The 20,527-nt window shown below is 67.7% G+C and carries 18 protein-coding genes; 7 read left to right on the forward strand and 11 right to left on the reverse strand.

The window, feature by feature from the left end:
* Positions 1–71 precede the first annotated feature (71 nt).
* Positions 72–1,268, forward strand: coding sequence for an O-succinylhomoserine sulfhydrylase (locus DWF00_RS01040; RefSeq protein ID WP_114828676.1), 1,197 nt, complete (start codon positions 72–74; stop codon positions 1,266–1,268).
* A gap of 22 nt (positions 1,269–1,290) precedes the next feature.
* Here DWF00_RS01040 and DWF00_RS01045 read toward each other — a convergent pair whose 3' ends face one another.
* The 4 genes from DWF00_RS01045 to DWF00_RS01060 form a co-directional block, all read right to left on the reverse strand.
* Positions 1,291–1,644 (reverse strand): hypothetical protein, encoded by a 354-nt coding sequence (locus tag DWF00_RS01045; protein WP_147283669.1) that lies wholly within the window; start codon positions 1,642–1,644, stop codon positions 1,291–1,293.
* A gap of 286 nt (positions 1,645–1,930) precedes the next feature.
* Positions 1,931–2,182: a hypothetical protein gene (locus DWF00_RS01050; RefSeq protein WP_114828678.1), complete on the reverse strand. Its 252-nt coding sequence runs from the start codon at positions 2,180–2,182 to the stop codon at positions 1,931–1,933.
* Between the two features lie 177 nt (positions 2,183–2,359).
* Positions 2,360–3,571 carry a 5-aminolevulinate synthase gene (hemA, locus tag DWF00_RS01055; protein WP_114828679.1) on the reverse strand — a complete coding sequence of 404 codons (1,212 nt, stop codon included), beginning with the start codon at positions 3,569–3,571 and terminating at the stop codon, positions 2,360–2,362.
* 40 nt (positions 3,572–3,611) lie between these two features.
* Complete coding sequence (locus tag DWF00_RS01060) at positions 3,612–4,280, reverse strand: 2-hydroxychromene-2-carboxylate isomerase (protein WP_114852989.1); 669 nt, start codon at positions 4,278–4,280, stop codon at positions 3,612–3,614.
* A 161-nt stretch (positions 4,281–4,441) separates the two neighbouring features.
* Here DWF00_RS01060 and DWF00_RS01065 point away from each other — a divergent pair, with 161 nt between their 5' ends.
* Positions 4,442–6,073, forward strand: a complete 1,632-nt coding sequence (locus DWF00_RS01065; RefSeq protein WP_114828681.1) for an HAL/PAL/TAL family ammonia-lyase — start codon at positions 4,442–4,444, stop codon at positions 6,071–6,073.
* Between the two features lie 15 nt (positions 6,074–6,088).
* Here the strand turns inward: DWF00_RS01065 and DWF00_RS01070 are convergent, their stop codons facing one another.
* The 3 genes from DWF00_RS01070 to DWF00_RS01080 all read right to left on the reverse strand — a co-directional run bounded on the left by DWF00_RS01070 (position 6,089) and on the right by DWF00_RS01080 (position 9,660).
* The gene (locus tag DWF00_RS01070) at positions 6,089–7,345 is read right to left on the reverse strand and encodes an allantoate amidohydrolase (protein ID WP_114828682.1); all 1,257 of its coding nucleotides are present in this window, start codon (positions 7,343–7,345) and stop codon (positions 6,089–6,091) included.
* 9 nt (positions 7,346–7,354) lie between these two features.
* Positions 7,355–8,101, reverse strand: a complete 747-nt coding sequence (locus tag DWF00_RS01075) for an SDR family NAD(P)-dependent oxidoreductase (protein ID WP_114828683.1) — start codon at positions 8,099–8,101, stop codon at positions 7,355–7,357.
* 101 nt (positions 8,102–8,202) lie between these two features.
* Positions 8,203–9,660, reverse strand: coding sequence for an undecaprenyl-phosphate glucose phosphotransferase (locus DWF00_RS01080; RefSeq protein ID WP_181832577.1), 1,458 nt, complete (start codon positions 9,658–9,660; stop codon positions 8,203–8,205).
* Positions 9,661–10,003: 343 nt separating this feature from the next.
* On the opposite strand from DWF00_RS01080, the gene DWF00_RS01085 reads away from it, so the two are divergent.
* Entirely contained in the window at positions 10,004–10,831 is an 828-nt protein-coding gene (locus DWF00_RS01085) for a WecB/TagA/CpsF family glycosyltransferase (protein WP_245973690.1), read from the forward strand.
* On the forward strand, positions 10,828–11,718 hold the full coding sequence (locus DWF00_RS01090; protein ID WP_114828685.1) for a DUF6492 family protein: 891 nt from the start codon (positions 10,828–10,830) through the stop codon (positions 11,716–11,718). The genes DWF00_RS01085 and DWF00_RS01090 overlap by 4 nt, the downstream gene beginning before the upstream one ends.
* Before the next feature lie 12 nt (positions 11,719–11,730).
* Here the strand turns inward: DWF00_RS01090 and DWF00_RS01095 are convergent, their stop codons facing one another.
* The gene (locus tag DWF00_RS01095; RefSeq protein ID WP_114828686.1) at positions 11,731–12,957 is read right to left on the reverse strand and encodes a lipopolysaccharide biosynthesis protein; all 1,227 of its coding nucleotides are present in this window, start codon (positions 12,955–12,957) and stop codon (positions 11,731–11,733) included.
* Between the two features lie 140 nt (positions 12,958–13,097).
* Between DWF00_RS01095 and DWF00_RS01100 the strand changes: the two genes are divergently transcribed.
* From DWF00_RS01100 to DWF00_RS01110, 3 genes are all read left to right on the forward strand, one after another.
* The gene (locus tag DWF00_RS01100; protein ID WP_114828687.1) at positions 13,098–14,156 is read left to right on the forward strand and encodes an endo-1,4-beta-xylanase; all 1,059 of its coding nucleotides are present in this window, start codon (positions 13,098–13,100) and stop codon (positions 14,154–14,156) included.
* A 71-nt stretch (positions 14,157–14,227) separates the two neighbouring features.
* Positions 14,228–16,633, forward strand: a complete 2,406-nt coding sequence (locus tag DWF00_RS01105; protein WP_147283670.1) for a Wzz/FepE/Etk N-terminal domain-containing protein — start codon at positions 14,228–14,230, stop codon at positions 16,631–16,633.
* A 9-nt stretch (positions 16,634–16,642) separates the two neighbouring features.
* Positions 16,643–17,956 carry an O-antigen ligase family protein gene (locus DWF00_RS01110; RefSeq protein ID WP_114828689.1) on the forward strand — a complete coding sequence of 438 codons (1,314 nt, stop codon included), beginning with the start codon at positions 16,643–16,645 and terminating at the stop codon, positions 17,954–17,956.
* Between the two features lie 174 nt (positions 17,957–18,130).
* Here the strand turns inward: DWF00_RS01110 and DWF00_RS01115 are convergent, their stop codons facing one another.
* Genes DWF00_RS01115 through DWF00_RS01125 form a run of 3 tightly spaced genes read right to left on the reverse strand, consistent with a single transcriptional unit; the run spans position 18,131 to position 20,509 of the window.
* Complete coding sequence (locus DWF00_RS01115; protein WP_114828690.1) at positions 18,131–18,712, reverse strand: DJ-1/PfpI family protein; 582 nt, start codon at positions 18,710–18,712, stop codon at positions 18,131–18,133.
* A gap of 17 nt (positions 18,713–18,729) precedes the next feature.
* Entirely contained in the window at positions 18,730–19,545 is an 816-nt protein-coding gene (locus tag DWF00_RS01120) for an ABC transporter ATP-binding protein (RefSeq protein WP_114828691.1), read from the reverse strand.
* The gene (locus DWF00_RS01125; protein WP_114828692.1) at positions 19,535–20,509 is read right to left on the reverse strand and encodes an ABC transporter substrate-binding protein; all 975 of its coding nucleotides are present in this window, start codon (positions 20,507–20,509) and stop codon (positions 19,535–19,537) included. Before DWF00_RS01125 ends, DWF00_RS01120 begins: the two co-directional genes overlap by 11 nt.
* Positions 20,510–20,527 lie beyond the last annotated feature (18 nt).

Genomic DNA, 20,527 nt, shown 5'->3' on the forward strand with positions numbered 1-20,527 from the left:
GTTCGTCTTTACGAACGGATGCGAAGCTGATATTCCCCGTATCCGTTATAACGAACGGCGGAGTTCAGTTCATGTCAGGTTTCCAGGTGGACGCGGCCGCGCTGCATCCCGAGACGCGGCTGGTCCATGCCGGCACCTTGCGCTCGCAATTCGGCGAGACCTCCGAGGCGCTCTTCCTGACGCAGGGCCATGTCTATGACAGCGCCGAGCAATGCGAGGCGCGCTTCCTGAACAAGGATCCGGGCTTCCAGTACGCCCGCTTCTCGAACCCGACCGTCGCCATGCTCGAAGCCCGCATGGCCGCGTTCGAGGGCGCAGAAGCCTGCCGCGCCACCGCGACCGGCATGGCCGCCGTCACCGCCGCCCTGATGAGCCTGGTGCGGGCCGGCGATCATGTCGTCGCAGCCCAGGCCCTGTTCGGCTCCTGCCGCTATGTCGTCGAGGACCATCTGCCGCGCTACGGCGTCGAGTCGACGCTGGTTGACGGCCCCGACATCGCGGCCTGGCGCAGGGCTGTCAGGCCCAACACCAAGGTCTTCTTCCTGGAGAGCCCGGCCAACCCGACGCTGGAGGTGATCGACATCGCCGCCGTCGCCGCGCTCGCCAAGGAGGTCGGCGCCAAGCTCATCGTCGACAACGTCTTTGCCACGCCGCTCTTCCAGCGCCCGCTCGAACTCGGCGCCGATCTCGTCGTCTACTCCGCCACCAAGCACATCGATGGCCAGGGCCGCTGTCTCGGCGGGCTGATCGTCGGGCCGGAGGCGCTGATCCAGCCGGAGATCCAGACCTTCCTGCGCCAGACCGGCCCGGCCATGTCGCCCTTCAACGCCTGGGTGATGCTGAAGGCGCTGGAGACCTTGCCGCTGCGGGTGCGCCAGCAGGCCGCGAACGCCCGGATCGTCGCGGATTGGCTGCTCGGCCAGGACAAGCTGCCCAAGGTGACCTTCCCCGGCCATCCCGGCCATCCGCAGGCGGAGATCATCGCCAGGCAGATGAGCGGGCCCTCGACGCTGGTCGCTTTCGAGGTCGCGGGCGGCAAGGACGCGGCCTTCCGGCTGCTCAATGCGCTCAGGTTGATCCGCATCTCCAACAATCTCGGCGATGCCAAGAGCCTGATCGTCCACCCGGCGACGACGACGCATCAGCGCTTCTCGCCCGAGGTGCGCGCTAGCATGGGCGTCGGCGACGGGCTGATCCGGCTCTCGATCGGCCTGGAGCATCCCGACGACCTGATCGCCGATCTCAAGCAGGCGCTGGCGGCGGTTTAAAGCCTGCCGCTCCGGCAAGCCCTTAGTTCGGGAACAGGCTTAGAATCGTCTGCGACGGCTGGTTGGTCAGCGACGCTGTCTGGCTGGAGAGCAGGTCGCGGGTCCGCGCGGCCAGCAAGGTCGCGACCTCCTCGGAGAGCGCGGAGTCGGTAAGCGGGCCGAGCGAGACCTGGTCCCGCGTGTTGACCGGCGCGAACCTGGGCGGGCTGTCGTTCAACTGCAGCACGATCGGCGGATCGAGCGGGGCCGATTGAGTTTCGTTCGCCCCGGGCTGTGCGGCTGCGGGACGCTGCTGCGCTGGCGCGGAATTGGCCTGCGCATCCGCCAATCTGGGCGGCGCCAAACGAGAGGCGCTGCCGGTGCCTTCAACCGCCATGATCTTCTCCCAATAGATGCGGCCTTGATGGAGAGGCCGCGGGTAAGATCGTGAAGCATAGAGCTCGGTTACTTCAGTTTCGTTTTGAAATATAGTAAGGCAATATCTAGAGTAATCGCTAAAATTTTATGCTTTTCGTTTCTTAAGAAAACCATAAGCCACCGAGTGGTGACATTTATTGTCAATAGCGGCCGGAGGAGCCCAAAATTACGAGCGGAATACGACCGACAGACGCCGTAATCTCCGGAAATACCCGGAGGTCACGGCCGGAAGCCGGCGAGGCAAATCAACGGGACGAGGAAACCGCCTTGGCCGGCTTCGCCGATTTGGCAGGGGCGCGGCGCCGCTGCCGCGGCAGGACCTCCGTCTCGCAGACGGCAGGCAAATCCATGCTGGCTGCCCAGGCCACCATGCGATCGGCTGCGGTGACGGGGTTCGCCGCCGCCCGCTTCGGAGACGGCAGCAATTCCTGAAGCGAGTAGATCGGCTTAAGCATTTGCGACGGCTGCATGCCGTCCACATCGACTGCGATCATCATTGTCCCCCAAACCCAAGGTTTCGACATGGAGCCGAAGCTATGAGCTTGGATTATAGTGGTGAGATGCTTCGGCTCCGTTGCGAAAGAGCCTGAAGCGCAGGTCAAGCCGATCGCTCAAATTCGAGCGTTAGTCGAATTCCATCTCATCCCGGCAACTCGAAACGCGCCGTGCCGGCCTCAGGCCGCCCGCTTCAGCCCGACCTTGGCCCAGATCGCCGTCAGCGCGCCGACCAGATGCGCGATGTCGGCATCGGAGTGCAGCGGCGAGGGCGTGATGCGCAGGCGCTCGGTGCCGCGCGGCACGGTCGGGTAGTTGATCGGCTGGACGTAGATGTCGAAGCGCTCCAGCAGTTCGTCGCTGATCGCCTTGCACAGCACGGCATCGCCGACCATGACCGGCACGATATGGCTCGGATTGGGCAGGTGCGGGATGCCGACCGCGTCGAGCCGCGTCCGCAGTGCGGAGACGCGATCCTGCTGGCGCTCGCGCTCGGCCGAGCTCGCCTTGAGGTGGCGGATCGCGGCCAGCGCGCCGGCGGCCAGCATCGGCGGCAGCGAGCTGGAGAAGATGAAGCCGGAGGCATAGCTGCGGATGAAATCGCAGAGCGCCGCGGAGCCGGCGATATAGCCGCCCATCACGCCGAAGGACTTTGCCAGCGTGCCCTCGATCAGGGTGAGGCGATCGGTCAGGCCTTCGCGCTCGCTGATGCCGCCGCCGCGCGGGCCGTAGAGGCCGACGGCATGGACCTCGTCGATATAGGTCATGGCGCCGAATTCGTCGGCGATGTCGCAGAATTCCGCGACTGGGGCGATGTCGCCATCCATCGAATAGACCGACTCGAAGGCGATCAGCTTCGGCCTGGAAGGATCGACCGTCCTGAGCTTGCGGCGGAGATCGTCAGGGTCGTTATGGGCGAAGATCAGCTTCTCCGCCCGCGAATGGCGGATGCCCTCGATCATCGAGGCGTGGTTCAGCGCATCGGTCAGGACGACGCAGCCGGGCAGGCGCGAGGCGAGCGTCGAGAGCGAGGCCCAGTTCGACATGTAGCCGGAGTTGAACAGCAGCGCGGCTTCCTTGCCGTGCAGGTCGGCCAGCTCCCGCTCCAGCAGCACGTGATAATGGTTGGTGCCGCCGATGTTGCGGGTGCCGCCGGCGCCGGCGCCATTGCCGTCGAGCGCCTCATGCATCGCCTTCAGCACGTCCGGGTGCTGGCCCATGCCGAGATAGTCGTTCGAGCACCAGACCGTGACTTCGCGCGGCCCGGCCTCGCCATGGAAGAGCGCGCGCGGAAAGCGGCCGGCCAGCCGCTCCAGATCGGCGAAGACGCGATAGCGCCCCTCCTTGCGCAGGGAATCGAGTTCCCCGCGGAAGAATGTCTCGTAGTCCATGGCGGTCTCCTGCAACGCCTTCGTCCTACGGGAGACGAACCTAGCGCGAAATGGTCCGCGGTGTCGCGGGTTGAGTGTCGTCCCGCACGCGCTGCGGCAGATAGGCCGCGCGCCCCTCGCTCAGGGCTTCGTCGAGCAGCTCGACGCGATCCTGGCCCCAGAACAACTCGCCATCGAGGATGTAGCTGGGAGCGCCGAAAACGCCGGCGGCGATGGCCTCGATCCGATTCTGCTCGTAGCGCTCATGGCTCGCTGGGGCCGCGGCGGCCTCCAGCAGCGGCTCGGCGTCCAGGCCGACGCTTGCGACCAGGCGGGCGAGCACCGCCTCGTCGGCAAGGTCAAGCGCATCAGCCCAGAGCGCATGGAAGGCGCGGCGCAGGAAGGCGTCGGGATCGGAGCCCGAGGCGATGATCGCGATGACGAGGCGGTCGGCCAGCGACGGATCGAAGGACCCGCTCCTCGCCTGCAGGGAGAGCGGCAGACCGCGGCGCTGGCGCCAGCGCTGCAATTCCACCAGCCGGTAGCGCTGCCGGGCCGGATGGCGCTTCGGCAGCGGCAACCCGCCGGTCTCGTCGAACACGGCGCGCACCGGCATCGGCCGATAGCTGACCTCGACGCCATGGCGGGTCGCGGTCTCGACGAAGGCGGCGTGGCCGAGATAGGCCCAGGGCGAGGAGAGCGTGAAGAAGTAGTCGATCTGGCGGGACATGGTCGCAGGTGGTCCGTTGCACGTGAGCGGGCGGCGGACCATGCGGCATCCCACCCATTCCTGCCAATGCGAAATCTTGACCTCACCCATCAAGGCCCGGAGATTGCTTTTGCGGCCTGCCTCGTGAGAGGAGGCGGCATCATCACGTGGAAGGGACCGGAATGGCTGTTTCGATCGACGGGCGCACGCTGAAGGGCAAGCAGGTTCTCAAGGTCGCGAGGCCCGGCCCCTCCGGCCGCTACGAGAAGGCGAGCCTGGCTCCCGCCGCCCGCGAGCGCATCGCGGCGACGCGCGCCCATATCGACGCGCATTTCATGACCGACGATGCGCCCTTCATGTACTCGTTCAACACCGGCGTCGGCCTGTTCAAGGACCAGCGCGTGCTGATGTCGGAGATGACCGAGTATCAGCGCAAGAGCGTCTACGCCCATGCGACGGGCATCGGCGAGCCCTTCGCCGAGGACGTGACGCGCGCCACCATGCTGCTGCGCGCCAACGCCTTCGCCTCCAACTATTCCGGCCCGCGCGTCGAGCTGGTCGAGCGGCTGCTCGCCTGCCTCAATGCCGGCGTGCACCCGGTCATCCCGCAGAAGGGCTCGGTCGGCGCCTCCGGCGACCTCGCGCCGCTGGCGCACATGTCGGCGGCCGTCTGCGGCTTCGACGAGGCGGAGGCGGTCTACAAGGGCAAGCGGATGAAGGCGCGCGACGCCCTCGCCAAGGCCGGGCTGACGCCGGAATTCGCGCTCGGCGCCAAGGATGCCTCCGCCCTGATCAACGGCTCGACCGTCTCGCTGGCGCTCGGCGTGCTGGCGAGCGAGGATGCCAAGCGGCTGGTCAAGGCGGCCGATGTCGCGATGGCGCTCTCGCTGGAGGCGATGCGCGGCGAGCTCGCCGCCTTCGATCCGCGCGTCCATGCCGCCCGCCCGCATCCCGGCCAGGGGCTGGTCGCCCGCAATATCGTCAAGATCACGCAGGGCTCGAAGCGTTGCTCGGCCTCGGCCCGTGAGACGATCTACCCGGACGAGATTGGCCGCACCGCAGGCAAGCCGCCGGCGCCGCGCGTGCAGGACGTCTATTCGCTGCGCTGCACCCCGCAGGTCCACGGCCCGGCCCGCGAGGCGCTGGACTACGTCTCCCGCATCATCGCGACCGAGACCAATTCGGCGACCGACAACCCGCTGATCTTCGAGGAGAGCGGCAGCTATACCGTGATCTCCGGCGGGCATTTCCACGGTCAGTACGTTGCGCAGGCGATGGACCTGCTGGCCATGGCGATGACCGATCTCGGCTCGATCTGCGAGCGCCGTCTCGCCCGCCTCGTCGACCCGACGCTGAGCTACGGCCTGCCGCGCAACCTGCTCGCCGGCAAGCGCGGCCTCAACACCGGCTTCGCTACGGTGCAATGCTCGATGTCGGCGCTGGTGATGGAGAATCGCACGCTGTCGGGACCCGGCTCGGTCGATTCGATCCCGGGCAAGTCCAATGCCGAGGACCATGTCTCGAACTCGACCTGGTGCGGCCGCAAGGCGCGCACGGTGGTCGAGAACACCGAGATGATCATCGCCATGGAGATCCTGATGGCCTGCCAGGCGCTCTCGCTGATCGCCGAGACGGCGAAGGATCATCCGCTCGGCAAGGGCACGCAAGCCGCGTTTGAGGCGCTGCGCGAGACGATCCCGCCCGCGCTCGACGGCGACCGCTGGTACGCGAGCGAGATGAACCAGGCGATCGAGCTGGTGCGGAACGGGTCGATCGTGGCGGCGGTGGAAGCGGCGGTGGGGGCGTTGGAGTAAGCGTTCACGCGCGCGTCACCCCTGCCGCGCCAGCTCCAGCACCGTCTCCAGCAGCACCCGGATCGCGATCCCCGCGTCGAGTTCGGTCATGTTCTCCAGCGGCGAGTGGCTGATGCCCTTCTCGCAGCGCACGAACAGCATGGCGGAGGGGCAAATCCGCGCCATCGCCATGGCGTCATGGCCGGCGCCCGAGGGCAGCCGGCGCGCGCTCAGGTTCGAGCCGGCGCGGGCGATGCCGGTTGCGAGCGCGTCCTGGAGGTGCGCCGCCATCGGCGTCGCGTCCTCGCGCGAATAGGGCGTGATCGTCAGCTCGACGCCACGCCGTGCCGCGATCTCGCCGAAGCGCTCATGAACGGCGCGGTCCATGCTGGCGACCGTCTCTCCAAGCGGAGCGCGGAAGTCGATGGTGAAGTCGACCGCACCGGGCACGACGTTGGTGGCGCCGGGGTCGGGCCGGAAGACGCCGACCGTGCCGACCGCCTGGTCATGGGCGGAGGCGATCGCTTCCATGGCCAGCGCCATCTCGGCGCTCGCCGTGAGCGCATCCTTGCGCAGCTTCATCGGCACCGTGCCGGCATGGCCGGCCTCGCCGGTGACGCGGACGCGGGCGCGGCTCTGGGCGCTGATCGTGCTGACGATGCCGACCGCCTCGTTCTCGGCCTCGAGCAGCGGTCCCTGCTCGATATGGACCTCGAGATAGGCCTTTAGCGAGCCGGGCTTGCGCGCCAACGCCGGAACGCCGGTGGGGTCGCCACCGAAGGCAACGAGCGCATCGCGCAGCACGGTGCCGTCGCCATCGCGCGCATCGAGCCAGGCCTGATCGTAGTGGCCGGCGAGAGCCGAGGAGGTCGAGAGCGAGGTCGGGAAGCGCACCGTCTCCTCGTCGCCGAAGGCCACCACCTCCAGCGCAAACGGCAGGGTGATACCGGCATCGCGCAACGCCTGCGCGGTCAGGATGCCGGCGACGACGCCGAGATTGCCGTCGAAGCGCCCGCCATCCTTCACCGTGTCGATATGCGAGCCGATCAGCACCGCCGGCAGGCCGGGCGTCGCGCCCTCGCGCCGCCCCTGCACCGAGCCGGCCGCATCGATGAAGGCGGCGAGGCCCGCGACCTCCATCGCGCCCTTGGTCCATTCCGCCGCCTGCCGGTGCGCCGGCGAGAGGTAAAGTCGCGTCAGCTTGCCGGGTTCGTCGGTGAAGCGGTTCAGGCCGTCGAGCGCGGCGAAGGCACGGGCGCCGAGCACGGCGGCGGAGGGGAGCGAAGCGGTCATCGTTAAAGCTTAGTAAGTCGCGCGCCCGCCCGAAAGGTCGAAGACGCCGCCGGTGGTGAAGCTGTTCTCGGCCGAGGCCAGGAACGCGACCATGGACGCGACCTCCTCCGTCTGCAGGAAGCGGCCGCGCGGGATCTTCGAGAGCATGTAGTCGATATGCTCCTGGCTGATCTGGTCGAAGATGCGGGTGCGGGCGGCGGCCGGCGTGATGCAGTTGACCGCGATGTCCTTGTCGGCGGTCTCCTTGCCGAGCGACTTGGTCAACGCGATCACCGCCGCCTTCGAGGCCGAATAGGCCGAGGCGTTGGGATTGCCTTCCTTGCCGGCGATCGACGCGACCAGGACGAGGCGGCCGTAGTTGCGCTTGATCATGCCGGGGATCACCGCCTGGCAGCAATGCACGGTTCCGTCGACGTTGAGCCGCATGACCTTGCTCCACGCATCGAGCGGGTAGTCCCAGGTCTTGAAGTTCGGGCCGGCGATGCCGGCGCTGGTGACGAGGATGTCGACGCTGCCGAGGCGGGCCTCCAGCGCATCCGCCGCTGTCTTCACGGCCGCGGCGTCGGTGACGTCGATCGCGATGCCGGTCGCGCCCTTGCCGATCTCGGCTGCCGCGGCTTCGGCAAGCGCGCCGTCGAGATCCCAGATCTCGACCTTGGCGCCGCTGGCGGCGAAGCGCTCGGCCACGGCGCGCCCGATGCCCTGGGCGCCGCCGGTGACGATGGCGACGCGGCCGTTGAGATCGATCTGGTTCATGGTCAGCCCCCGGCTTGAATGTCGGGCGGCAAGGTAGCGGGCTGAAACCGGCTAGGCCAGCGCTTCCAAGGCCGCCCCGACCTGCACGTTAGACTCATCCCTCACTGCGCGTTCCGATACGCCCGCCGGCTGAACACGGTCCTAAGCAGGATGGCCAGGTCGAGCCAGAACGACCAATTGTCGATGTACCAATGGTCGCAGGCAATGCGCTTGGCCATCTTCTCGTCGGTATCGGTCTCGCCGCGCAGGCCGTTGACCTGGGCCCAGCCGGTGATACCCGGCTTGACATTGTGGCGCCGAGCATAGAGCGCGATCTTGCGCTGGAACTCGTGGTCGTGGGCGAGCGCGTGCGGGCGCGGCCCGACCAGCGACATCTGCCCCGCCAGCACGTTCAGCAGCTGCGGCAGCTCGTCGAGATTGTAGCGACGCAGGAAGCGGCCGATGCGGGTGATGCGCGGGTCGTTGCGCGTCGCCTGGCGGATGGTGTCGCCATCGTCGGTCGTGGTCATCGTGCGGAACTTGAAGATGCGGAAGGGCTGCTGGTTGAAGCCGTAGCGGCGCTGCATGAACAGCACCGGACCTGGTGAATCGAGCTTGATCAGCGCCGCGATGATCAGCAGCAGCGGCAGCAGCAGCACGAGGGCGGCCACGGAGGCGATGGTGTCGAAGGCGCGCTTGGCGGCGACCTCGACGACCGAGAGCGCCGGGCGGGTCAGGCGCAGGCTGGCGAGCGAGCCGATCCGCACGATATGCGGGTTGTCGAAACGGTCCATGATCCGCTCCGGCGCGAGGTGGATCGCGACCGGCAGGTTCATGAAGGCGTCGATGCAGGCGTCGATCGTCTCCTGCTCGGACCAGGGCATGGCGATGAAGACGGCGTCCGGCCGCAATTGCCGGCAACGCGCCGCGGCGGTGGCGAGGTCGGCCGCGAGCGCCGCGGCAGGGTCGTTGATCCGCCTGGAATCGTTGCTGCGCAGGAAGGCGACGTCGGTGATGACGAAGCCGATGTTCCAGGGTTGGTGGCGCGAGACGAAGGACATCACGTCGGCCTCGCGGCCGATCAGGAAGACGCGCTCGGAGGTGATGCGGCCGGTCTTGCTGGCGATCGAGATGGTGCGGACGATGCCCGAGCGCGCCAGCGTGATCAGCGGGATGCCGGTGAGGTAGGTCACCAGCACGACGGCGCGGGAATAATGGTCGACGATCTTGGCCAGGAAGACGAAGGCGATGAAGGCCACCATCGTGACGTTCCAGACCGTGAAGGCCGAGGCGATCTGGCCCTTGGTCGAGAGGTAGTTGCTGAGCTGGTAGCGCCCGCGCATCACGTTGGTGAAGACGAAGATCGCAGTGACCATCGTCGCCAGTTCGAGTGAGATCTGCGCGTTGCCGAAATGGCCGTAGGCCTCGAGATGGTAGGCGACCGAGGCGATGCAGACGATGGCGACGACCACGACGGCGTCGGTCAGCGCGGTGACGAGGCCGATCCAGTGCCGCCAGGCATTGGCGCGTTCGTCGGCCGCTGTGGCCGCCGCGTAGTTCAGGTCGTTGACGCTCATCATCACAGGCTCTCCGGAGCCGCGCTTGCCCGACGCGGCGCTGCGGACGGCCCGGAACGAGACAGGTCTCGCGGCTCGGGCGCCCTCACCGGACGTAACGGCAAGCGCCATGCCGCCGCGCGCTGCGCCAGAATGTGCCGGAGAAGAGAGATTGTTCCGCGATTTCAAAGCTTTCTTGCGCCGTAACCTGTTCTGGAAAGGGTGCGGCTTGGCCTGGATGTGCCATTCTGGGACGGAGAAAAAGCCGCCGGGCGAGGCGCAATGCGGCGGTTACAGGGCGGCGTTCACCCTATCGAGCGGTTCAGCTTGACCTAACGGACGGTTCGTCAATGACGTAGCGGCATAAATGCCGGATTCAGACGCGACCGTGACGGCCAACCTTCCCTTCGACATGGCATTGGCGACGGCGCTGCCGCCACGGTCCGACATCGCCAAGCGCGATATCGGCGGTGTCGGCATCGCCGCGCTGACGCGCGAGGCGGCGCTTGGCCTGCTCGACGAGGCGATCGGCGGGCGCGATCACGTCAAGCTCGCCTTCTGCAACGCGCATCTGGTCAACCTGGCCGCAGGCGACGCCGAGCTGCGGCGGGCGCTCGCCGACTTCCTGATCCTCTCGGATGGCATCGGCGTCGATATCGGCTCGCGACTGCTTTACGGCGAGTCGTTCCCGGCCAATCTCAACGGCACCGACTTCATCCCGGCGCTGCTCACGATGCAGGCCCGGCCGCTCCAGGTCATGCTGCTCGGCGGCAAGCCCGGCGTGGCCGAGCGCGCGGCTGTCAGGCTGGCGCAGGACCACAAGGCGCATCGCTTCGAGGTGCTCGGCCACGGCTATTTCATGCCCGCCGAGGAGCCCGGCCTGCTTTTGAGGCTGCGCGAGGCGCGTCCCGACATCCTGCTGGTCGCCTTCGGCAATCCGCTGCAGGAACGCTGGATCGCCGGAAAGATCGATATCCGGCACGCCAGCGTTGCCGCCGGCGTCGGCGCGCTGTTCGATTTCCTCGCCGGCGAGGTGGAGCGTGCTCCCGAAGCTGTCAGGCAGATGCGGCTGGAATGGCTCTACCGGCTCTGGCTCGAGCCCGGCCGGCTCTGGCGCCGCTACGTGCTGGGAAACCCGGCCTTCCTGCTCAGGATGTTGCGCATCAGGTATTTCGGGCGCAGATCGGCGCGATGAGCTTCAGCTACGCCATCGCGACGCCGAGCTATGCCGGCGACTACGAGCGCTGCCGGCTGCTCTGCGCCAGCATAGACCGCTTCGTCAGCGGCCATGGCGCGCATTACCTGCTGGTCGAGGACAGGGACCTCGCACTGTTCAAGCCGCTGGCGGGCCCGAAGCGGCGGGTGATCGCCGAGGCCGAGCTGCTGCCGTCCTGGCTGAAATCCTGGCCCGACCCGCTCACCCTTGGCCGCCGGCGTGTCTGGACCGGACTCGGCGCGCTCAGCCGCGGTGTGCCGCCTTTGCGCGGCTGGCACGCCCAGCAGCTGCGCAAGCTCACGCTTCCGTTGAAGATGGCAGAAGATGTCGTGCTCTTCGCCGATTCCGACATGATCTTCCTGCGGCCCTTCGATCTCGGCTCGCTTGAGGCGAATGGCGCCATCCGGCTCTACCGCAAGCCGGCCAACATCAAGCAGGGCATGGCCGATCATGTCGCCTGGTGTGAGGGCGCCTCGCGCCTGCTTGGCCTGCCGGCGCCGGGCCTTCCGAGCGACGACTACATCAACAACCTGGTGAGCTGGCGGCGCGACAACGTCGCGGCGATGATGGCGCTGATCGAGAAGACCACCGGGCGCGACTGGGTCTCGGCCGTCGCCGGCCAGCGCCAGTTTTCCGAGTACATGATCTACGGCTACTACGTCGATCGCGTGCGCGGCCTCGATCAGGCCGGCCATTGGCCGGATGCCCTCGAACTCTGCAAGGTCTACTGGGGCGGCGATGCCGAGGGTATCGCCAGCCTGCGCACCTTCGAGGACGTGCTCGGGCCGGGGCAGGTCGCGGTCGGCGTGCAGTCCTTCATCGGCCAGCCGGTCGAGCAGCTCAGGGCGCTGTTCGAGGCGCAGTGATCCGAGAGCCTTTCAGCGCCTGCCGAGCAGCCGATAAGTCACGCTCGCCGAGAGCAGGTAGACCGCGCCGAAGACGAGGTTGAGCCAGGGCGCCCAGTCGTCGCCGCTGCCGAAGCGGGTCATCACCCAGGAGAGCAGCCCCGCCTTGAGCGCGGTCACGGCGCAGAGCAGCGCGATGCGCGAGCCGGTGCGCTCGCGGGCGTAGAGCAGCTCGGCATGGTATTCAACGAGGTTGCGGAAGGCCGGCACCAGCAGCATCGGCAGGAAGAGATAGGCGGCTTCCGAGACGTTGCGGCCGAGCATGCCCGGAAACGGCAGCAGCAGCAGGATGACGGCGACGAGGCCGCCCACCGAGATGGCCGCGATCGCCGCCTCGACCAGCGCACGCCGCCGCGCGCCGCCGCCGAGCCCGCGCTCCTGCATGATCTTCTGCACCAGCATCTGGTTGAAGCTGCGCACCGGCATGGCGGTGAGGTCGATCACCCGCATGGCGATGGCGTAGAGCCCGGCGATGCGCTCGCCGGCGAGCGCCAGCATGAGCAGCTTGTCGAGCTCGGCCTGGACGTAGAAGACGATCTCGGCGGCGCCTGCGAAGACCGCATCGGCCATGCGGCGCGGATAGAGCGCCCGGACGAAGCGCAGGCGCAGCCGCGGCAGGAAGAACGCGAGCGCGATCACCGCCGAGAGCATGGTCGTGCCGAGATAGGCCCAGGCCCAGGTCGCGAGGCTGGCATGGCCGAAAAAGTAGAAGGCGATCGCCGCGAGCGTCCGCAGCGACGAGCCGAGGATGACCAGGATCGCCGCCTGCCGGAAGCGCCTGAGGCCGTTATTGACGATCGAGACCAGCTCGACCACGCGCCAGCCGAAGACCTCGGAGACGATGATCAGCGCGAAGGGCAGCAGCGCCAGCCGGTCCTCGAAGAGCAGCCGATAGGCCAGCGCGGCCACCAGCAGGATGAGCGGCACCGAGAGCACGGCGAGGCCGAAGAAGCCGGCGAGATAGGCCCCGAGCAGGCGCGGCTTCACCGTCGCGACGCGATAGACCGGCGAGACGAAGCCGAAGGCGAGCAGCCGCGACAGGATCAGCCCGGTCGAGGACGCGGTCGCGAACAGGCCGAACTCACCTAAGGTCAACGTATTCGCAACGATGAGGAAGTAGACAAGCGAGATGACGAGCCGGCCAGCCGAGCCGCTCAGGATCGTGAGGTAGGCGGAGATGGTGGCGCGGTCAGGCGACATGGGGTCCGTTGCGGTGGCTGGCCCGGCCCGTGCGTGTGCCGGGCGGGTGCTCAGCCCCCGCTTAACGTAAAGGCATTGAGCGACCCTAAACGAAACGGAACCGTGCCGCCGGGCGCGCTCCGCTTGAACCGGATCGGAACATGAGCCGCATCACACGACGAGACGCCCTGGCCGCAGCGGCCGGCCTGACGGCCGGGCTGGCTGCCGGCGGCGCTCGCGCCAGCCGTGCCGCGATCCCCTTCGGCTCGGCGGCGCAGATCGAGATGTTCCGGGCCGATCCGCGCTATCGCGAGGCTTTGAAGACCTATTGCAGCGTCATCGTGCCGATGAACGACCTCAAATGGGAGGCGCTGCGGCACGACCGGACCGGCTTCGACTTCTCCGGCGCCGACGAGATCATCGGCTTCGCCCGGCAGAACGGCCAGGCCGTGCGCGGCCACGCCCTGCTCTGGGGCGAGGCGCTGCCGCCCTGGGCCAAGGAAATGAGCACGAGGGCCGAGGCCGAGCGCGAGCTCGTCAGCCATATCGAGACCGTGGTCGACCGCTACAAGGGCCGGATCGCGACCTGGGACGTGGTCAACGAGGTGATCGCGCACGAGCCGACGCTGGAGAAGCCCTATCGCGACACGATCTGGCAGCGCCTGCTCGGCCCCGATCATATCGAGATCGCCTTCCGCGCCGCCGCCCGCGTCGATCCCAAGGCGCGGCTGGTGATCAACGACTATGATTTCGAGGATCCCGATCCGCGCATCGCGATCAGGCGCGAGGTCGCCCTGCGCATCATCCGCCGGCTCAAGGACAAGGGCATCCCGGTGCACGGGCTCGGCATGCAGGCGCATCTCTATGGCGAGCGCGAAATCGACAGCCATGGCCTCCGGCAATTCATGCTGGAACTCGGCAAGCTCGACATCGATGTCGAGGTCACCGAGCTCGATGTGATCGACTGGAAGCTGCCGGCCGATCCGGCGGTGCGCGACCGCGCCGCGGCGAGCCTGGTCTCGACCTTCCTCGACGCTGTCGTCTCGGCCCGCCAGCCCAGGGCGATCGTGACCTGGGGGCTCAGTGACCGCTATTCCTGGATCGCGGAAACCTTCCCGCGCCGGGACGGCGCCAAGGCGCGCCCCCTGCCGCTCGATACGGAGTATAAACCCAAGCCGATGATGAAGGTGCTGGATCGTTACCGGCGCGGCCTGGGCTGAGATGTTTGGTAACTGCCTGCCCTCATTGTGGGGGCCGGCAGTCGGGCCCGGCATGGGTCGGGACTCTGAGAGTGAAGCGTAGCGTGATGTTCACCATCGAGAACGCCCCGGGCGAACTCAACAGGACGGAGGAGCCTGCCGGCAAGCGCGAAGCGCGTGCCGAAGCGGAGGCTCCGAAGCTCGCTCTCCTCGCCGATCCGTTCTGGCTGGTCACGACCCTGTGGCGGCGCAAGCTCTGGATCGTGCTGGCGGCTCTGGTCGGCGCGCTGCTGGCGGCGCTGGCGAGCCTGATGGTCCCGCCGAAATACATCTCGACGGCGCAGCTCTTCATCGACCCGCGCGATCTGCGCGTGCTCCAGAACGAGGTCTCGCCCAACGCCGTCGGCAGCGACCCGACCTCGATCACCGCCTATCTCGAAAGCCAGGCGCGCATCATCGCCTCCGACAGCATCAAGATGCGCGTGATCAAGCAGGAGGGGCTCGACAAGGACCCGGAATTCGGCGGCGAGGCGACGAAGACCGGGCTTTCGGCCGTTATCGCCGACCTGCTGCCGAATAGCGGCGCCCCGCCGCGCGACGGCATGCTCTATGCGCTCGCAGCGCTCGACAAGAGCGTCGCCGTCCGCCGCGGCGAGCGCACCTTCGTCATCGACATCTCCGTGACGTCGCGCGAGGCGCTCAAGGCGGCGCGCATCGCCAATTCGCTGGCGAGCGCCTACCTTGAGGATCAGGCCGCCGTCCGCTCCGAAGCGGCCAACCGCGCCACCGAAGCGCTGACCTCGCGCCTCGAGGAGCTGCGCAACCGCCTGCGCACGGCCGAGGAGAAGGCCGAGAAATACAAGGAAGCCAACAACATCGTCGGCGCCGGCGGCAAGACCATCGGCGAGGAGCAGCTTGCGCTGAACAATGCGCAGCTGGTGGCGCTGCGCACGCGGGTGACCGAGGCCAAGGCCAAATACGACCAGACGCGTGCGGTGAACTCCTCCAGCATCGAAGCCGGCTCGGTTCCCGAGGCCGTCGCCTCCAACACCATGACGGCGCTGCGCTCGCAGCTCGGCGCGGCCCTGAACAAGGAGGCCGACCTCCTGGCCTCGCTCGGCGCGCGCCACCCGGCACTCGCCTCGGCCCAGGCGCAGGTCCGCGACGCGCGCCGCCAGATCGCCGACGAGCTGTCGCGCATCTCCCGTGCCGCCAAGGTCGAGTACGACCGGGCCGTCGAGGCCGAAAAGCAGATCTCCCGCCGGGTCGACGATCTCAAGTCGCAGCAATATGCGGCCGGCCGCGCCTCGGTCGAACTGCGCGAGCTGGAGCGCGAAGTCGAATCCTCGCGCGTCGTCTACGACGCCTTCCTGCGCCGCGCCCGCGAGACCGGCGAGCTCTCCGGCATCGACACGACCAACGCGCGCATCATCGGCAACGCCATCCCGCCGCTGGAGAAGAGCGGTATCACCCGGCGCACCATCGTCATGCTCGGCGGCATCGGCGGCGGCGGGTTTGGTGCGCTCGCCGTGCTCGGCTTCGCCCTGCTCGGCGCGCGGCCGGCGCCTCCGGCCAATGGCAATGGCGCAGGCAGCGGCTGGCGCCTCACCCGCCGGCGCACCGACAAGGCCGAAGCTGAGGAGAGCGCCGAAGCGGCCCCGGTTGCGCAGGCCGCCCCGGCGCCGCTCGCCTCCGCTCCGGACGCCGTGAAGTCCGATGCCGTGCCGAAAAAGGCCGGCTGGCGGCGCTTCGCCACGATCCAGGGCGGCCAGTCATTGCGCATGCCCGACATCCTGCAGGCTGCGGCTGTGCCGCTGCTCGCGACCCTGCCCGCCGTGCGCCACCGGCGCTGGCGCCGCAGCGAGGGCGAGCCGCGCTCGGTCTTCCAGCAGAAGGCCCATCTCGTCGACGTGATGGACAAGCCGAATGCCGGCTTCGCCAAGGCCGTCCACAGTATCAGAATCGCGCTTGCCAAGGATGGCGAGCGGCGGCGCATCCTCGTGCTCGGCCTGCGTCCCGGTGCCGGCGCCTCGACGCTGGCCCTCAACCTCGCGCTCGATGCGGCGCTGGAAGGGCTGCCGGCCATGCTGGTCGATGCGGCGCAGGGCGAGAACAACCTGACCCAGGTCTATGCGACCGACGCAGAGGCCGGCCTGCACGACGTCGTCTCCGGCGCCGCCGGGCTGGTGCGCGTCGCGCTTCAGGACGAGGGCACCGGCCTGTTCTTCCTGCCGCGCCGCGGCCGCAGCGACCTCGTCACCGCCGAGCAGATTGGCCGCGACTTCTTCAATGCCGCCCGCCGCTTCGGCCCGATCGTGATCGACGGCGCCACCATCGAGAGCGACACGCTGACCCAGCGCTTCGCCGAGGTGGTCGACGACATCGTGCTCGTCATTCGCGAGGGCGGTGCCGGTGCGGGCGATATCGAGAAGGCCAACGCCGCGCTCGGCCCGAACGCCGCGAAGATCCGCGGCTTCGTGGTCAATGAAGCCGGCTAGGCCTCTCCGATGAGCGCGACCGACCTTCGTGAAGCGGGAGCACCGCCCGCCAGCTCCCAAGCCGACGAAGCGACCTACTACCTGAGCAGCGCCGTCTTCGTCTGCGCCTTCCTTCTCGTCTGGATCTCGACCGCGCCGTTCCGCGGCAGCTACGAGGTCGACAACGAGGCGAGCAGCAACATCGTCAACCAGATCAGCTTCTCGCTGATGGCGGTGCTGAGCATCGGTTGCGCCTTCGTCTCAGTTGGGCGCGTTGCAGCGAAGGCCTATCTCAGGCCGGTCTGGCTGGTCTTCTTCGTCTGGATGACGCTTTGCGTGCTGAACTCGCCGCAGCCCGACGTCTCGATGCGCGCCTTCCGCTTCACCATGGTCGTCATCGTGATCGCCGGCGCGATCATGCTGCTGCCGCGGGGCATCCGCCATTTCGCCAGCCTGCTCGGCTGGGCGGCGCTGATCGTCATCCTGGTCTGCTATGCCGGCCTGGTGATCTTTCCCGACATCGCGGTCCATTCCGCCGGCGATGCGCTCGAACCCGAGCATGCCGGCGCTTGGCGCGGGCTGTTCGACCACAAGAACATCGCCGGCGCGATGATGGTGATCTTCCTGTTCATCGGCATCTTCGTGACGCAGGTGCGCTCGCGCCCGCTTGGCGGTACGATCATCGCGCTCTCGGCGCTCTTCCTCTACTCGACGGAGTCGAAGACCTCGATGGCGCTGGCGCCGCTCCTGGTCGGCATCGGCTTCGCCTGCGCCCGCATCGACAACATCTTCGTGCGCGCCCTGCTGGCGCTCGGGCCGCTCGCGGTGATGCTGACGGCGACGGTCGGCTCGGTGCTGTTCGAACCGGTCAATGCCGTCGTCCAGGCCGTCAGCCCGGGCCAGACCTTCACCGGACGCACCGAGATCTGGAGCTTCGCGCTCGACCGGCTCTGGGAGCGCCATATCTTCGGCTACGGCTTCGAGGGCTTCTGGGGCAGCGATTTCGTCAAGTACGCCGAGATCAAGGAGAACGAGACCGGCATCGCGCTCGGCATGGTCCATGGCCATAACGGCTATGTCGACCTCGTCGTCGCGCTTGGCACCCCCGGCTTCGCCCTGGCGATGATGGTGCTGATCATCCTGCCGCTCAGCGACCACCACCGCGTCATCAAGACCGAGGCCAACAAGGCCATGGCCGAGTTGTTCTTCCGGATCTGGATGTTCGCGATCTACTCCGCCTGCCTGGAGAGCTTCTTCTTCCGCCGCGCCGACCCGGTCTGGTTTGCGCTGCTGGTCTCGGTGCTGGGCCTGAGGCTGGTCTCGAAATACCGGGTCGCGCCTTAGAGCATGCCTTGGTTACGCGGAAACCTCTCCGCGTCATCCCGGACAAGCGGCGAAGCCGCGACGCTCCGGGATCCATCGTAGGGCTCGGCGCTTTACGATGGATCCCGGCGCTCCGCTTCGCTACGGCCGGGATGACGGCGCTTGATGCGGACAAGTTGCGGCGTGCGCTCAGCGTTACGCGACCTTGCGCAGGCCGTCGCGCTCGGCGCGCAGCATCGCCATCCACTCGCGCATGACATGGCCGTGGTCGTGCCAGGTCCGGCCGCTCACCATGTTGCCGTCGACCACGAAGGGCTCGTCGACGAAGATCCCACCGCAGATTTCGAGGTCGAACCGGCACTTGCGCACGCAGGACATCTTGCGGCCTCTGACGCGGTCGGCCCGGGCCGGAATCTCGACGCCGTGGCAGATGCTGGCGATCGGCTTGTTGGCGTCGAAGAAGTGCTGGGTGATGCGGATGAGGTCCGGATCGTCGCGGATGTACTCCGGCGCGCGGCCGCCCGAGAAGAAGATGCCGGCATACTCATTGACGTCGATGTCCTTGAAGGCGATGTCGGCCTCGATCGTGTACCCCTCCCATTCCCGCGTGATGGTCCAGCCCGGCTTGACCTCGTGCAGCACCATCTGGAACTGGCGCTTCTCCGGGCCGGCCACCACCGGGATGAAGCCGTCCTCCTGCAGGCGCAGGTGCGGATAGAGCGTGTCGACCGTCTCCGTGGCGTCGCCGACGATGATGAGGGCCTTGTTCGATGTCATGTCATGGCTCCGATGGGTCAGGAGGCGAGCGACGAGCGGTGTTCGTCGAGAACGCCGCGCGTGAGGAAGATCTGGGTGATCTTGTCGACGAGGTCGGCGAAGCGCGGGTCCTTGCGGGCGGCGAGCCCGCGCGGGCGCGGCAGGTCGACCTCGAAGACGCTGTCGACTGTGCCGGGGCGCTCGGTCATGACGATGACCCGGTCGGCCAGCAGCACCGCCTCGTCGATCGAGTGGGTGATGAAGAACACCGTCATCCGGTCGCGGATCCACAGGCCCTCCAGGTCGAGCCGCATCTGCTCGCGCGTCAGGGCGTCGAGCGCGCCGAAGGGTTCGTCCATCAGCAGGATGGTCGGCTGGTGCACGAGGCCGCGCGCGATCGCGGCGCGCTGCTGCATGCCGCCGGAGAGCTCGCGCGGATAGCGGTCCATGAAGTTGCCGAGGCCGACGGCCGTAAGCAGCGCACGGGCCCGCTCGCGATGCTCCGGCCCCTCGATGCCGCGCAGCTCCAGCTGCAGCATGACGTTGCCGAGGATGTCGCGCCAGTCGACCAGCGTCGCCTTCTGGAAGACGATGCCAGTGTCCTTGCGCGGGCCGTCGACTTCTTCGCCGCCGACATGGACGCTGCCGGCGCTCGGGGCAGTCAGCCCCGAGACGAGGCGCAGCAAGGTGCTCTTGCCGCAGCCGGAGGGGCCGACGACGGCGACGAACTCGCCCTCGCCGATCTCGAAATCGACCCCGTTCAGCGCCTGCGTCTTGCGCAGGCCGCGGACGAAGGTCTTCTCGACGCCGGACAGCACGATGTGCCCGGCCCTGACGGGCGCCCTACTCAGCATAGGCGTTCGTGAAGAAATCGGAGCCCGTCTTGGTGGTCTCCAGCTTCTGGTAGGTCTTGAGCAGGTTCAGCGTGTTGTCCCAGTCCGCGACTGCGCCGACGCCGAGCGGCTTGCCGGCCGTGTTGGCGGATTCGAGCTTGGCGAGCGAGACGTCCATCTGCTGGCGCACGACCTTGGGGTCGAGCTCCGGCTTGACCTTGACCGCGGCGGCGACTGCTGCGTCTGGGTTCTTCAGCGCTTCTTCGAAGGATTTGCGCGTCGCCTTGACGAAGCGCTTGACGAGGTCGGGCTTGCTCGCGGCGGTCTGGTCGTTGACCACGATGCTGAAGCCGACCAGCTTCACGCCGAGATCGTCATAGCTCAGCACCGAGGCCGGCACGCCCTTGGCCTCCATCACGAAGGACTGCGCGTCGATGCTGCCCAGCGTCGCGTCGGCGCGCTTCTCCAGCACGGCGATGACCTTGCTGGCGGCGTCGACGTTGACGAACTTGATCTTGCTCTCGTCGAGCTTGTTGAAGGTCACCACGGCCGGGAAGAGCTGGGTCAGCGCGTCGCCGGCGGTGACCGCGATGGTCTTGCCCTCGAGGTCCTTGGCCTTGGTGATGCCGGATTCCTTGCGCGCCACCACGGCGAAGACGCCGCTGTTCATCAGCGACATCACCGACTTGATCGGGATGCCCTTGGCGGCGCTGACGATCACCGTGCCGGCATCGACCAGGCCGAACGCGTCGCTGCCGGCGCCGACCGCCTGGGCGGTCGCGGCGCCGCCGCGGCCCTCGCTGACGCTGAGCTCGATCCCCGCGTCCTTGTAGTAGCCCTTCTCGACGCCGTAGTAGAACGGCGCGTGGAAGCCGAGCAGCTGCCAGTTCAGCCGCAGGCTCGCCTTGTCCTGCGCGCCGGCCGGCGCCGTGAGCGTGGCGGCGGCGAGCCCCGCCAGGACGCCGTATTTCAACAGTCTGCGCATTGTCGTTCCTCCCGATTC

The sequence above is a fragment of the Allobosea caraganae genome (assembly GCF_003351345.1).
Taxonomy (GTDB): Bacteria; Pseudomonadota; Alphaproteobacteria; order Rhizobiales; family Beijerinckiaceae; genus Allobosea; species Allobosea caraganae.